This is a genomic window from Streptomyces sp. RKND-216, from assembly GCF_004795255.1.
Taxonomy (GTDB): domain Bacteria; phylum Actinomycetota; class Actinomycetes; order Streptomycetales; family Streptomycetaceae; genus Streptomyces; species Streptomyces hazeniae.
Genome location: NZ_SSBQ01000002.1, coordinates 4,948,362 through 4,962,149, shown reverse-complemented (window position 1 = coordinate 4,962,149; position 13,788 = coordinate 4,948,362). Strand labels below are relative to the sequence as shown.

Below are 13,788 nucleotides of genomic sequence, written 5' to 3'. Positions count from 1 at the left end.
TCCGCGTGGCGGGGCCGGGCCCCGGCCGGTGCTGCGTGTACCCCCTTCGGGGGAACGTTCGCTGTGTGTGGTGGCGCGGTGGCGTTCCGCGCATAGGTTAGGTCGGCCTTACCTCTTTGTGGTGCCGATTGCGAGAGAGTTCTGCCGATGTCTGTTTCTGCCGCGTCCGTCGTTGTTTCTGCGCGGGGTGCCGTGCGGGATGCCGGGTTGCTCGCGGGTGGGTCCGGGGGGCCTGCCGCGTTGCGCCCGCTAATCGGGACGGTGCTGGACGCGCTGGCGGTGGGGGCGGGTGAGCGGTGCGGGCCGTTGCCCCGTGGGGGTCCGGAGGTGGTGGCGGGGCGGCTGCGTGCGGCGGTGGGTGAGGTGCTTCCGGAGTACGGGGTGGGTTCGGGGGCGGCGTTGGGTGTGTTGGTGCGGGCGTTGGCTGAGGGGGCGGCTGATCCGGCGGATCCGCTGTGTGCGGCGCATCTGCATTGTCCGCCGTTGGCGGTGGCGGCTGCGGCGGATCTGGCGGCGAGTGCGTTGAATCCGTCGTTGGATTCGTGGGATCAGGCGCCGGCGGCTTCGGAGTTGGAGGCGCTGGTGTGCGGGGAGTTGGCGCGGCTGGTGTTCGGGGGCCGGGAGTCGTCGCGGGCCGGGGGGCGGCCGGATGCGCTGGTGACGACGGGTGGTACGGAGGCGAACCAGTTGGGTGTGCTGATGGCGCGGGAGCGGTTCGGGCCGGGGGTGCGGGTGGTGTGTGGGGAGAACGCGCATCACAGCGTGCACCGGTCGGCGTGGTTGCTGGGGCTTGGGGAGCCGGTCACGGTGGCGGCGCCGCGGGGGGTGCTGGATCCGGCGGCGGTGGAGGAGGCGCTGGCGGGTGTGGGGGGTCGTGCGCTGGTGGTGGCGACGGCGGGGACGACGGATGCGGGGGTGGTGGATCCGTTGCCGGAGGTGGCGGAGGTGGTGGCGCGGTGCGGGGCGCGGCTGCATGTCGATGCGGCGTACGGGGGTGCGTTGTTGTTCAGTGAAGGGCTGCGGGGCCGGTTGGCGGGGTTGGAGCGGGCGGATTCGGTGACGGTGGATCTGCACAAGCTGGGGTGGCAGCCGGTGGCGGCGGGGTTGTTCGTGGTGCCGGATGCTGCGGAGCTGGGCGTACTGAATCACCGAGCGGATTATCTGAATGCGGATGATGATGCGGCGGCCGGTCTGCCGGATCTTCTGGGGCGGTCACTGCGGACGACGCGGCGGCCGGATGTGCTGAAGGTGGCGGTGACGTTGCGGGCGCTGGGGCGTCGGGGACTGGCGGAGCTGGTGGAGCACGCGTGTGCCGCAGCGGGTGTGCTGGCGGGGCTGGTGCGGGAGGAGCGGGGGTTGGAGCTGCGCGGGTGGCCGGAGTTGTCGACGGTGCTGTTCCGTCCGGTGGGGGCGTCGGACGGGGTGGTGGCCGAGGTGCGGCGGCGGCTGCTGGAGGAGGGGCGGGCGGTGCTGGGGCGGGCGTCCCTGGACGGCCGGTTGTGGTGGAAGGTGACGGTGCTGCATCCGCGGGTGGAGCGGGGGGAGCTGGCGGAGTTGGTGAAGCTGGTGCGGGATGCGGCGGCGGACGTGGCGGCGGGTGCCGGGGTGGCGTGCGACGCGGAGGTGGGCGCGTGAGCGGCGGGGTGCGGAAGTCGGAGGGGCCGCTGGACGTCGCGGGTGTGGGGTGCGGGCCGTTCAACCTGTCGCTGGGGGCGCTGGCGGACGGGGTTCCGGGGTTGCGGTGGGCGGTGTTCGAGCAGCGGCGGTCGTTCTCGTGGCATCCGGGTCTGCTGGTGGACGGTGCGACGTTGCAGGTGCCGTTCCTCGCGGATCTGGTGTCGTTGGCCGATCCGTCGAGCCGCTGGTCGTTTCTGAGTTATCTGCGGGCGCGGGAGCGGTTGTTCCCGTTCTACTTCGCGGAGCGGTTCCACATCGAGCGGGTGGAGTACGACGCGTACTGCCGGTGGGTGTGCGACGGTCTGGCGGCGGACGGTCCGGGCGGCGGGGGCGTGGGGGGCGGGCTGCGTTTCGGGCATCAGGTGGACGCGGTGCGGTGGAACGGCGAGCGGGCGTTGTTCGAGGTGGATTTCACCCGGCTGGACGAGGCGGGCGAGGCGGAGGCGCTGGGGCGGGCGTGTGCGCGGAACGTGGTCCTGGGTATCGGCACGGCTCCGCATGTCCCGGAGCAGTTGCGGCCGTTGGCGGGTGCGCCGTCGCTGCCGGTGGTGCATTCGGCGGACTATCTGGCGCACCGGGACAGGCTGTTGGCCGCGGGGCACGTGACGGTGGTGGGCTCGGGGCAGTCGGGGGCGGAGGTGTTCCTGGATCTGCTGCGGGCGCGACCGGTGGGGGGTGAGGGGCTGCGGTGGCTGACGCGGAGTCCGGCGTTCGCGCCGATGGAGTACAGCAAGCTGGGGCTGGAGCATTTCACGCCGGACTACGCGCGGTACTTCCACGGTCTGCCGGAGCGGGTGCGGGACGGGCTGGTGCCGCGGCAGTGGCAGCTGCACAAGGCGGTGGATCACGAGACGCTGGCGGCGGTGCACGACGAGTTGTACCGGCGGGCGGTGCGCTGCGGCTGGCCGGATGTGGTGCTGACGCCGGGTGTGGCGGTGCGGACGGCGGGGCGGCTGGGGTCGTCGCAACTGGAGTTGCATCTGGAGCACGCGGAGCAGGGTGAGCGGTCGCGGCTGGTGACGGACGCGGTGGTGCTGGCCACGGGGTACCGGGAGCGGTCGGCGGAGCGGTTGCTGGCGGCGCTGGACCCGCTGGTGCGGCGGGACGCGGCGGGTCGCCCGCTGATCGACGGCGGGTTCCGGATGGAGCTGGATCCGTCGGTGACGGGTGGGATGTACGTGCAGAACGGTGAGCGGCATTCGCACGGGGTGGGGGCGCCGGATCTGGGGCTGGGGGCGTATCGCAGTGCGGTGATCCTGAACGGGGTGTCGGGGAAGGAGCCGTTTGTGCTGCCGGGGCGGACGGCGTTCACGTCGTTCGGTCTGCGGGGCGGGTCGTCGGGCTCGTCCGGGTCGTCGGGGCCGCTCATCGGAGCGGGGCGGCGCGCAGATTCGGGAGTTGTCAACGGGGTGTTCCCCTCGGGGTGTTGAGGTGGCGCCGGGAGGCCGCTCTCTACCCGCCGGTAGGTCGTAGGCTCGGCACATGCGCCGCGCGAAGATCGTCAGCACTCTGGGTCCCGCCTCCGACTCGTATGAGGTGATCAGGGCGCTCGTCGAGGCGGGCACGGACATGGTGCGGCTGTCTACGGGCGACGGTTCGCACGTCGAGCTGGAGGGCCGGTACGCGCGGCTGCGGAGGGCGTCGGCGGACGTCGGGAGGAGCGTCGGCGTACTGGCGGACCTTCACGGCCCGAAGGTTCGGCTGGGCCGGTTCCGCGAGGGTCCTGTGCTTCTTGAACGCGGGGACGTGTTCCGGCTGTTCTCGGCGGAGGCCGAAGGGGACCACGAGGGGTGCGGCACCACGCACGAAGGGCTGGCCGACGACGTGCGTCCGGGCTCGGAGGTTCTGGTCGACGAGGGCCGGGTGGTGCTGGAGGTGTCCAGCGTGTCGGGTGGGGTCGTGACGACGCGGGTGGTACGCGGCGGCCTGGTCTCCGACCACAAGGGCGTGAACCTGCCGGGGGTGCCGTCGCCGGGCTCGGCGCTGGGCGGGAAGGTCGTCGAGGATCTGCGGTGGGCGCTGCGGCTGGGCGTGGACGTGGTCGCCCTGTCGTCGGTGCGCGGGGCGGAGGACGCGGTGGAGGCGCGGCGCGTGATGGCCGAGGAGGGTCACCGGGTGCCGGTGATCGCGAAGATCGAGAAGCCGCATGCGGTGGAGGCGCTGGAGGCCCTGGTCGACGCGTTCGACGGCATCATGGTGGCGAGTGGCGAACTGGGCGTGGAGATGGCGCTGGAGTCGGTTCCGCTGGTGCAGAAGCGGGCGGTGAAGCTGGCGAGGCGGATGGCGAAGCCGGCGATCGTGACGACGCAGATGCTCGATTCGATGGTGGAGGCGTCGCGTCCGACGCGTGCGGAGGCCTCGGACGTCGCGAACGCCGTGATGGACGGCGCGGACGCGCTGATGCTGTCGGAGGAGACGAGCGTGGGCTCGCATCCGGTGGAGGCGGTGCGCACCATGGGCCGGATCGTGGCGGCCGCGGAGGAGGACATGCTGGCGGAGGGCCTGCGTCCGCTGGCGGAGGAGGACAAGCCGCGGACGCAGGGCGGTTCGGTGGCGCGGGCGGCGGCGGAGATCGGCGATTTCCTGGGCGCACGCGGTCTGGTGGCGTTCACGCAGTCCGGGGACACGGTGCGGCGGCTGTCGCGGTACCGGTCGCCGATTCCGGTGCTGGCGTTCACCCCGGAGCCGACGACGCGGGCGCAGCTCGGCCTGTCGTGGGGGGTGGAGGCGTTCTGCGTGCCGGTGGTGCGCACCACGGACGAGATGGTGGCGCAGGTCGACGAGGAGCTGCTGCGGCTGGGGCGCTGCTCCCGCGGCGATCTGGTGGTGATCACGGCCGGTTCTCCGCCGGGTGTGCCAGGGACGACGAACCTGGTCCGGGTGCACCGCATCGGCGAGGCCGGGTAGCGGGCCTCCCCCGGGCGGGGCGCGGCGACCGGGCCGGGGAGGGTGCGTCCCGGTGCGTCCCCGGTGCGGGTCAGGTCTTCTTGCCGCCGGGGGTGCTTCCGGGGGTGCCGCCGGCGATGGTCTCGTGGTGGCGGATCACCTCGGCGATGATGAAGTTGAGGAGCTTCTCCGCGAAGGCCGGGTCCAGTTTCGCGTTCTCGGCGAGCTCGCGCAGGCGGGTGATCTGGCGGGACTCCCGGTCCGGGTCGGCGGGCGGCAGGTGGTGGTCGGCCTTGAGGCGGCCGACGCGCTGGGTGCATTTGAAGCGCTCGGCGAGCATGTGCACCACGGCCGCGTCGATGTTGTCGATGCTGTCCCGCAGCTCGAGGAGCTGGGCGGCGGCGGACTCGTCGATCCGGTCGGTCTCGTTCATGATCCCTCCAGCCTATGGGGGTGCGGGCGGGCGGCGCAGCGGGTGCCCGCATGCCGGTCATGCGTGGCGCGGTCGCGGGGTGGGTGCGGCGTGCGGTGGGACCATGGCGGGTGGGGTGATGTGGTGATGAGCACGGTGGCGGGCCGGGCGGCGGACCCGGTGGAGCGCGGCTTTCCTCACCTGCCGACGGTGCGGTCGGCGGTCACGGCGCTGTACCGGCGGCTGTCGGCGGACACGGTGGCCCAGTTCGGGGCAAGCGTGGCGCCGGCGGACGTGGCGTTCGGGGACGGGGACGACCTGCATCTGGGGGCGCAGCGGGTGGCGGGGGCGCTGGTGCGGCATCTGCGCCTGCCGCAGGCGCGGATCATCGTGTCGTTCCGGTCGATGGATCACGCGGCGAGCGTGGAGCTGGCTGCGGGCCCGGAGTACTTCGTGGAGCTGAACGAGCGGTTCCGCACGCATCGGCGGGACGTGGGGGCGGCGCTCGCGCACGAGGTGATGCACGTCTACCTGCACCGTCTGGACCTGGCCTTCCGTGGGGTGCCGGCGAACGAGATCCTCACCGACACGGCCGCGGCGTTCCTGGGATCGGGCTGGCTGCTGCTGGACGCGTTCCGGCAGGACGGGGTGTCATCGCAGAAGCTGGGCTACCTGACCCCCGAGGAGTTCGGTTACGTGCTGGCGAAGCGCGCGGCGGTGTTCGGGGAGGATCCGTCGCCGTGGTTCACCAGTCCGCAGGCGTACGAGGCGTACGTGGCGGGCCGGGCCCGGGCGCGGCGGGACGTGGAGCGGCCGCCGCTGGCGGGCGCGGGCCGGGTGGCTCGCCGTGCGTACGCGCGGGACCGGCGCTGGGCTCGGCGCTGGGGCCGGCCGGCGGGGCGGGGCACGGTGTCCGACGGTGAGGGGTACGTGTTCGAACCGGGCGGGGCGGGCGAGCCGGGTGGTCCACGTGGGGCGGGCGCGCAGGCCGGGGCGGACGGCGGGGCCGGGGCGGACGGGATGCGGGTGGCATTCGCCTGCCCGATGTGCTTCCAGCGTCTCCGTGTGCCGGTGCGGGGCCCGGTGCGGGCACGCTGCGGGCTGTGCCGGTCGGTACTGGACTGCGACACCTAGCGGTGCGCCGCGGCAGGGGCGGGGCGGGCCGGGCCGGTGGTCGTGCGCGGGGCGGCTTTGCGCATAGGCTCCGCGGCATGAGTCCTTCGATCGCGACGAACACCACGGTGGGCCGGGCCGACCTGCTGGACTTCTTGCGTCCACGGCACCGGTCCCTGCTGATCACGCGGCGTTCCGACGGTTCGGTGCAGGCGTCGCCGGTGACGTGCGGTGTGGACGGGGCGGGCCGGATCGTGGTGTCGAGCTATCCGGAGCGCGCCAAGGTGCACAACGCCCGCCGGGAGCCGGCGGTGAACATGGTGGTGCTGTCGGACGAGTGGGACGGCCCGTGGGTGCAGGTGGACGGCGACGCCGAGGTGATCGACGCGCCGGACTCGGTGGAGCCGCTGGTGGAGTACTTCCGCTGCATCTCCGGTGAACATCCGGACTGGGACGAGTACCGGGCGGCGATGCTGCGGCAGGGCAAGTCGATCGTGCGGGTCACGCCGCGGCGCTGGGGGCCGGTGGCGACCGGCGGCTTCCCGGCGCGGCTGGCGGACGCCGCGGAGTAGCCCCCTCCGGGGGCTGCGTACGCCGACGGCGTGGGGGTGAAGCGGCTGCGGGGCAGGACGGGGCGGCGGCGGGGCTCGCTGCGGCGGGTGTGCTGTGCGTGGCGACGGGGCTGCTGGACGTGGGCGCGGCGGAGGCGGCGCTGGTGCGGCTGGCGCCACTGCTGGCGTTCCTGGCGTCGGTGATCGTGCTGGCGGAGCTGACCGGCGCGGCCGGTGACCGGGTGCTGTTCGCCGTCCCGGCGGTTGCGACGACGGGGTTCCTGGCGGCGATCCTGGGGGCGGAGGTGCCGCTGTGGGCGGCGTCGGGGGCGGCGGCGCTGGTCGTGGTGGGGGCGTTCGCGGTGCGGCGGCCGGGGGTGCTGCGGCCGTCGCTGGTCCCGTGGCGGCTGCTGGTGCTGGTGCCGGGGCTCTTTCTGGTGGTGGAGACGGTCACTGTGCACGGCCTGCACGGGTGGCTGGTGACGGCGATGGGCGCGGACGGCGGTGTGGTGGGGATGTTCCGTTCCGCGGCCGTCGGCGCGGGGCTGTCGAACGTGCTCAACAACCTGCCGGTGTACCTGGCGGGTGAGGGCGCGGTACCGGTGTGCCAGCCGCAGCGCCTCGCGGCGCTGCTGATCGGCACGAACGTGGGGGCGCTGGTGGTGCCGTGGGCGTCGCTGGCGACGCTGCTGTGCCTGGAGCGGTGCCGGCGGCACAGGACGCGGGTGCCCGCGGACCGGTTCGTGGTGACCGGGCTGGTGCTGTCGCTGGCCGCCACGGCGGCGGCGACGGGGGCGCTGGCGCTCCTCGGGCGGTGACCCGGCGGCGGGGCGGGACGCCCCGAGGGCCCGGCGGCTGTGCACGGGTCGGCGCCCGCCTCCCGGTCGGGGTGGGAGACGGGCGCCACGGGACCTGTTGCGTCCCGCGTCCGCACGACGTTGTGCGGGACGGGTGGGGACGGCCGCTACACGGTGAGCGCGCGGTCCGTCGGCTTGATCGGCGCGTGCAGCGTGCTGGCTGCGCCGGTGAGGTAGCGGTCCACGCCGCGGGCTGCGGAGCGGCCCTCGGCGATGGCCCACACGATGAGGGACTGGCCGCGGCCGGCGTCGCCGGCGACGAACACGCCGTCGACGTTAGTGGCGTAGTCGGCGTCGCGGGCGACGTTGCCGCGTTCGTCGAGTTCCACGCCGAACTGCTCGACCAGGCCGTTCTCCCGGTCGACGCCGGTGAAGCCCATGGCGAGGGTGACCAGCTGCGCCGGGATCTTCTTCTCGGTGCCCGGCTGCTGCTCGAGCTTGCCGTCCTTCATCTCCACCTCGATGAGGTGCAGCCACTGGACGTCGCCGTTCTCGTCTCCCTCGAAGTGGGTGGTGGAGACCGAGTACACGCGGTCGCCGCCCTCCTCGTGCGCGCTGGTGACCTTGTAGAGCATGGGGAACGTCGGCCACGGCTGGTGGGAGGGGCGCTCCTCGCCCGGCCGGGGCATGATCTCGAGCTGGGTGACGGACGCGGCGCCCTGGCGGTGGGCGGTGCCGACGCAGTCGGCACCGGTGTCGCCGCCGCCGATGACGACGACGTGCTTGCCCTCGGCGGAGATCGGGGAGGCCGTCAGGTCGCCCTCCTGCACCTTGTTGGACAGCGGCAGGTACTCCATCGCCTGGTGCACGCCGTTCAGCTCGCGCCCGGGGACGGGCAGGTCGCGGGCGGTGGTGGCGCCCGCGGCGATGACGACCGCGTCGTAGCGCTTGCGCAGCTGCTTCGCGTCGATGTCCACGCCGATCTCGGTCTCGGTGCGGAACTTGGTGCCCTCGGCCCGCATCTGCTCGATCCGGCGGTTGATGTGCCGCTTCTCCATCTTGAACTCGGGGATGCCGTACCGCAGCAGGCCGCCGATGCGGTCGGCGCGCTCGTAGACGGCGACGGTGTGACCGGCGCGGGTGAGCTGCTGCGCGGCGGCGAGCCCGGCGGGCCCGGAGCCGATGACGGCGACGGTCTTGCCCGAGAGCCGCTCCGGGGGCTGCGGGGTGACGTCGCCGGCCTCCCACGCCTTGTCGATGATGGTGACCTCGACGTTCTTGATGGTCACCGGCGGCTGGTTGATGCCCAGCACGCAGGCCGACTCGCACGGCGCGGGGCAGAGCCGGCCGGTGAACTCGGGGAAGTTGTTGGTGGCGTGCAGCCGCTCGCTGGCGGCGGCCCAGTCCTCGCGGTAGGCGTAGTCGTTCCACTCGGGGATGAGGTTCCCGAGCGGGCAGCCGTTGTGGCAGAACGGGATGCCGCAGTCCATGCAACGGCCGGCCTGCTTGCCGATGATGGGGAGCAGCGAACCGGGGACGTAGACCTCGTTCCAGTCCTGCACGCGTTCGGAGACCGGCCGGGTCTCGGCGACCTCGCGGCCGGTGGTCAGGAAGCCCTTGGGGTCAGCCATTGAGCGCCGCCTCCATCATCTTCTCGTGGGTCTCGGACTCGGGGAGTCCGGCTCGCTCGGCGGCTTCCTTGGCGGCGAGCACTGCCTGGTACTGCGGGGGAACGATCTTGGTGAAGCGGTCGGCTGCGGCGTCCCAGTCGGCGAGGAGCTTCTCGGCGACGGTGGAGCCGGTCTCCTCCTGGTGGCGGCGCACCACGTCGTGCAGCCACTGCCGGTCGGTGTCGTCCAGGGGGTTGAGCGCGGGGCGGAGCGCGACGTTGACGTTCGCCGGGTCGAGGTCGATGACGTAGGCGAAGCCGCCGGACATGCCGGCGCCGAAGTTCCGTCCGGTGTCTCCGAGAACGACGGCCGCGCCGCCGGTCATGTACTCGCAGCCGTGGTCGCCGACGCCCTCGGAGACCACGGTGGCGCCGGAGTTGCGGACGCAGAAGCGTTCGCCGACGCGGCCTCGGAGGTACATCTCGCCGCCGGTGGCGCCGTAGGCGAGGGTGTTGCCGGCGATGGTGGAGTACTCGGCCAGGTGGTCTGCGCCCCGTTCGGGGCGCACGGCGACGCGGCCGCCGGACAGGCCCTTGCCGACGTAGTCGTTGGCGTCGCCCTCCAGGCGGAGCGTGATGCCGCGCGGCAGGAACGCGCCGAAGGACTGGCCGGCGGAGCCGGTGAAGGTGACGTCGATGGTGTCGTCGGGCAGGCCGGCGCCGCCGAACCGCTTGGTGACCTCGTGGCCGAGCATGGTGCCGACCGTGCGGTTGATGTTGCGGATGTGGAGGCGGGCGCGGACCGGCTGGGCGGCCTCGACGGACTCGGCGTTCAGCGCGTCCGCGGACAGCTTGATGAGCTGGTTGTCCAGCGCCTTGGCCAGTCCGTGGTCCTGTTCGACGACCTGGTGCCGGACGGCGCCCTCGGGCAGGTCGGGCACGTGCAGCAGCGGCCCGAGGTCCAGGCCGGCGGCCTTCCAGTGGTCCACGGCGCGGCTGACGTCGAGGAGTTCGGCGTGGCCGACGGCCTCGTCCAGGCTGCGGAAGCCCAGTTCGGCGAGGAGTTCGCGGACCTCCTCGGCGATGAACTCGAAGAAGTTGACGACGTGTTCGGCCTTGCCGGCGTAGCGCTCCCGCAGCACCGGGTTCTGGGTGGCGATGCCGACCGGGCAGGTGTCCAGGTGGCACACGCGCATCATCACGCAGCCGGACACGACCAGCGGCGCGGTGGCGAAGCCGAACTCCTCGGCGCCGAGGAGCGCGGCGATCAGCACGTCGCGGCCGGTCTTGAGCTGGCCGTCGGTCTGCACCACGATGCGGTCGCGCAGGCCGTTGAGCAGCAGCGTCTGCTGGGTCTCGGCCAGGCCCAGTTCCCAGGGGCCGCCGGCGTGCTTGAGGGAGGTCAGCGGCGAGGCGCCGGTGCCGCCGTCGTGGCCGGAGATGAGCACCACGTCCGCGTGCGCCTTGGACACGCCCGCGGCGACGGTGCCGACGCCGACCTCGGAGACCAGCTTCACGTGGATGCGGGCCGCCGGGTTGGCGTTCTTCAGGTCGTGGATGAGCTGGGCGAGGTCCTCGATGGAGTAGATGTCGTGGTGCGGGGGCGGCGAGATGAGGCCGACGCCGGGCGTGGAGTGCCGGGTCTTCGCCACCCACGGGTACACCTTGTGACCGGGCAGCTGACCGCCCTCGCCGGGCTTGGCGCCCTGCGCCATCTTGATCTGGATGTCGTCGGAGTTGACCAGGTACTCGCTGGTCACGCCGAACCGGCCGGAGGCGACCTGCTTGATCGCGGAGCGGCGCTGCGGATCGTAGAGCCGCTCCGGGTCCTCGCCGCCCTCGCCGGTGTTGGACTTGCCGCCGATGCGGTTCATGGCGATGGCCAGGGTCTCGTGCGCCTCCTGGGAGATGGAGCCGTAGGACATGGCGCCGGTGGAGAACCGCTTGACGATCTCTGACACCGGCTCGACCTCGTCGATCGGCACCGGCTGCCGCTCGCCCTCCTTCATGCGGAACAGGCCGCGCAGCGTCATCAGGCGCTCGGCCTGCTCGTCGACGCGCCGGGTGTACTGCTTGAAGATGTCGTAGCGGCGCTCACGGGTGGAGTGCTGGAGACGGAAGACGGTGTCCGGGTCGAAGAGGTGCGGTTCGCCCTCGCGGCGCCACTGGTACTCGCCGCCGATGTCGAGGGCGCGGTGCGCGGGGGCGATGCCGGTGGCCGGGTAGGCCTTGGCATGCCGGGCTCCGACCTCCTTGGCGACGACGTCCAGGCCGGCGCCGCCGATCTTGGTGGTGGTGCCGTGGAAGTAGGTGTCGACGAACGACTCGTCCAGACCGACGGCCTCGAAGACCTGCGCGCCGCGGTAGGAGGCGACAGTGGAGATGCCCATCTTGGACATCACCTTCAGGACGCCCTTGCCGAGGGCCTTGATGAGGTTGCCGATGGCCTCCTCGGGGGCCATCTCGTCGATGCCGGGCAGGAAGGTGCCGGCCCGGACCAGGTCCTCCACGGACTCCATGGCCAGGTAAGGGTTGACGGCGGCGGCACCGTAGCCGATGAGCAGGGCGACGTGGTGCACCTCGCGCACGTCGCCGGCCTCGATCAGCAGTCCCACCTGGGTGCGCTGCTTGGTGCGGATCAGGTGGTGGTGCACGGCCGAGGTCAGCAGCAACGACGGGATGGGCGCGTGCTCGGCGTCGGAGTGCCGGTCGGAGAGCACGACGAGGCGTGCGCCGGCCGCTATGGCGGCGTCGGCCTCCTTGCAGATCTCCTTGATGCGGGCGGCCAGGCCCTCTCCCCCGTCGTGCACCCGGTACAGGCCGGACAGGGTCGTGGACTTGAAACCGGGCAGGTCGCCGTCGGCGTTGATGTGGATGAGCTTGGCCAGCTCGTCGTTGTCGATCACCGGGAACGGCAGCGTGACGCTGCGGCAGGACGCCGAGGTCGGCTCCAGGAGGTTGCCCTGCGGGCCGAGCGACGAGATCAGCGAGGTGACGAGTTCCTCGCGGATGGCGTCCAGCGGAGGGTTGGTGACCTGCGCGAACAGCTGGGTGAAGTAGTCGAAGATGAGCCGGGGCCGGGTGGACAGCGCGGCGATCGGTGAGTCGGTGCCCATGGAGCCGATCGGTTCGGCGCCGGTCTGGGCCATCGGCGCGAGGATGACGCGGAGCTCCTCCTCGGTGTATCCGAAGGTCTGCTGACGCCGGGTCACCGAGCGATGGGTGTGCACGATGTGCTCGCGCTCGGGCAGGTCGGCCAGCTCGATCAGACCGGCCTCCAGCCACTCCTCGTAGGGGTGTTCGGCGGCCAGCGTGGCCTTGATCTCGTCGTCCTCGATGATGCGGTGCTCCGCGGTGTCGACGAGGAACATCCGGCCGGGCTGGAGGCGGCCCTTGCGCACCACCCTGGACGGGTCGATGTCGAGGACGCCGACCTCCGAGCCGAGGACGACCAGGCCGTCGTCGGTGACCCAGTAGCGGCCGGGGCGCAGGCCGTTGCGGTCGAGCACGGCGCCGACCTGGGTGCCGTCGGTGAAGGTGACGCACGCCGGGCCGTCCCAGGGCTCCATCATCGTGGAGTGGTACTGGTAGAAGGCGCGCCGGGCCGGGTCCATGGATTCGCCGGAAGCAGAGTTCTCCCACGCCTCGGGGACCATCATCAGCACCGAATGCGGCAGCGAGCGCCCGCCCAGGTGCAGGAGTTCCAGCACCTCGTCGAAGGTCGCGGAGTCCGACGCGCCCGGCGTGCAGACGGGGAAGATCCGGGCCAGCTTCGCGTCGTCGCCGAACAGGTCCGAGGCCAGCTGCGATTCGCGGGCGCGCATCCAGTTGCGGTTGCCCTGCACGGTGTTGATCTCGCCGTTGTGCGCGACGAAGCGGTAGGGGTGGGCCAGCGGCCAGGAGGGGAAGGTGTTGGTGGAGAACCGGGAGTGCACCAGGGCGATGGCGCTGGTGAGCCGCCGGTCCGACAGGTCGGGGAAGAACGGCTCCAGCTGCCCGGTGGTCAGCATGCCCTTGTAGACCAGGGTGCGGGCGGACAGTGAGGCAAAGTAGGTGCCAGCCTCGCGCTCGGCCCGCTTGCGGGCGACGAACGCGATCCGGTCCAGGGCGACGCCGGTGCGCTCACCCGCCGCGTCGGCGAGGAACAACTGCCGGAACGTGGGCATGGTCTCGCGGGCACCCTCGCCCAGCAGCTGCGGGGCGACCGGCACCTCACGCCAGCCGAGGACGCTCAGGCCCTCCTCCGCCGCGATCTCACCGATCCGCGCGACGGCCTCCTCCTCGGCGGCCGGCTCGGCGGGGAGAAACGCCAGGCCTACGGCGTAGCCGCCGGCGGCGGGCAGGTCGAAGGGGACCTCCTCCCGCAGGAAGGCGTCGGGGACCTGGAGGAGGATGCCGGCGCCGTCGCCGGTGTCCGGGTCGGAACCGGTGGCACCGCGGTGCTCAAGGTTGCGCAGGACCGTCAGCGCCTGCTGCACCAGCTCGTGGCTGGGAACGCCGGTGAGTGTGGCCACGAAGCCGACGCCGCAGGCGTCGTGCTCGTACCGGGGGTCGTACATCCCCTGCTTGGCAGGGTGGGCCGCCTCGAATGCCGCACGCATCGGCTCTCCCGTCGTCGTCATGGCATGTGCTTGCGCCGAGGGACGACGTCGGCCCTGGCTGAACAGATTTTCGTGCAGGTTACAGGATGGCGCATCTTCCCAGCAGGCGGATTCCTCGTTCCAGCATGCGGACGACTCGCTC

General features: G+C 72.3%; 9 protein-coding genes. 6 read left to right on the top strand and 3 right to left on the bottom strand.

All coding sequences use genetic code 11. The features are described from left to right. The first annotated feature begins 261 nt into the window (after window positions 1-261). The 3 genes from E4198_RS21750 to pyk are packed head-to-tail and all read left to right on the top strand — an operon-like array spanning window position 262 to window position 4,584. Complete coding sequence (locus tag E4198_RS21750) at window positions 262-1,635, top strand: aminotransferase class V-fold PLP-dependent enzyme (protein WP_348771316.1); 1,374 nt, start codon at window positions 262-264, stop codon at window positions 1,633-1,635. Further along, window positions 1,632-3,107 (top strand): SidA/IucD/PvdA family monooxygenase, encoded by a 1,476-nt coding sequence (locus E4198_RS21745; protein ID WP_136184640.1) that lies wholly within the window; start codon window positions 1,632-1,634, stop codon window positions 3,105-3,107. Before E4198_RS21750 ends, E4198_RS21745 begins: the two co-directional genes overlap by 4 nt. Window positions 3,108-3,159: 52 nt before the next feature. Continuing rightward, entirely contained in the window at window positions 3,160-4,584 is a 1,425-nt protein-coding gene (gene pyk, locus E4198_RS21740) for a pyruvate kinase (RefSeq protein ID WP_136184639.1), read from the top strand. 70 nt (window positions 4,585-4,654) lie between these two features. Here pyk and E4198_RS21735 read toward each other — a convergent pair whose 3' ends face one another. Then, on the bottom strand, window positions 4,655-4,996 hold the full coding sequence (locus E4198_RS21735) for a chorismate mutase (RefSeq protein WP_136184638.1): 342 nt from the start codon (window positions 4,994-4,996) through the stop codon (window positions 4,655-4,657). A gap of 126 nt (window positions 4,997-5,122) precedes the next feature. Between E4198_RS21735 and E4198_RS21730 the strand changes: the two genes are divergently transcribed. The 3 genes from E4198_RS21730 (at window position 5,123) to E4198_RS21720 (ending at window position 7,457) form a co-directional block, all read left to right on the top strand. Continuing rightward, window positions 5,123-6,109, top strand: a complete 987-nt coding sequence (locus tag E4198_RS21730; protein ID WP_136184637.1) for a hypothetical protein — start codon at window positions 5,123-5,125, stop codon at window positions 6,107-6,109. Window positions 6,110-6,186: 77 nt separating this feature from the next. Then, complete coding sequence (locus tag E4198_RS21725; RefSeq protein ID WP_136184636.1) at window positions 6,187-6,660, top strand: PPOX class F420-dependent oxidoreductase; 474 nt, start codon at window positions 6,187-6,189, stop codon at window positions 6,658-6,660. Between the two features lie 98 nt (window positions 6,661-6,758). Next, entirely contained in the window at window positions 6,759-7,457 is a 699-nt protein-coding gene (locus tag E4198_RS21720; RefSeq protein ID WP_247597791.1) for an ArsB/NhaD family transporter, read from the top strand. A gap of 146 nt (window positions 7,458-7,603) precedes the next feature. Here the strand turns inward: E4198_RS21720 and E4198_RS21715 are convergent, their stop codons facing one another. Both E4198_RS21715 and gltB read right to left on the bottom strand, forming a co-directional pair. Next, on the bottom strand, window positions 7,604-9,067 hold the full coding sequence (locus E4198_RS21715) for a glutamate synthase subunit beta (RefSeq protein ID WP_136184634.1): 1,464 nt from the start codon (window positions 9,065-9,067) through the stop codon (window positions 7,604-7,606). Then, on the bottom strand, window positions 9,060-13,604 hold the full coding sequence (gene gltB, locus E4198_RS21710; RefSeq protein ID WP_136185542.1) for a glutamate synthase large subunit: 4,545 nt from the start codon (window positions 13,602-13,604) through the stop codon (window positions 9,060-9,062). The genes E4198_RS21715 and gltB overlap by 8 nt, the downstream gene beginning before the upstream one ends. Window positions 13,605-13,788 lie beyond the last annotated feature (184 nt).

Bases quoted from the DNA above. Each gene is read 5' to 3' on its own strand.
- pyk (WP_136184639.1), top strand. From the start codon at position 3,160: ATGCGCCGCGCGAAGATCGTCAGCACTCTGGGTCCCGCCTCCGACTCG.
- E4198_RS21735 (WP_136184638.1), bottom strand. From the start codon at position 4,996: ATGAACGAGACCGACCGGATCGACGAGTCCGCCGCCGCCCAGCTCCTC.
- E4198_RS21730 (WP_136184637.1), top strand. From the start codon at position 5,123: ATGAGCACGGTGGCGGGCCGGGCGGCGGACCCGGTGGAGCGCGGCTTT.
- E4198_RS21725 (WP_136184636.1), top strand. From the start codon at position 6,187: ATGAGTCCTTCGATCGCGACGAACACCACGGTGGGCCGGGCCGACCTG.
- E4198_RS21715 (WP_136184634.1), bottom strand. From the start codon at position 9,067: ATGGCTGACCCCAAGGGCTTCCTGACCACCGGCCGCGAGGTCGCCGAG.
- gltB (WP_136185542.1), bottom strand. From the start codon at position 13,604: ATGTACGACCCCCGGTACGAGCACGACGCCTGCGGCGTCGGCTTCGTG.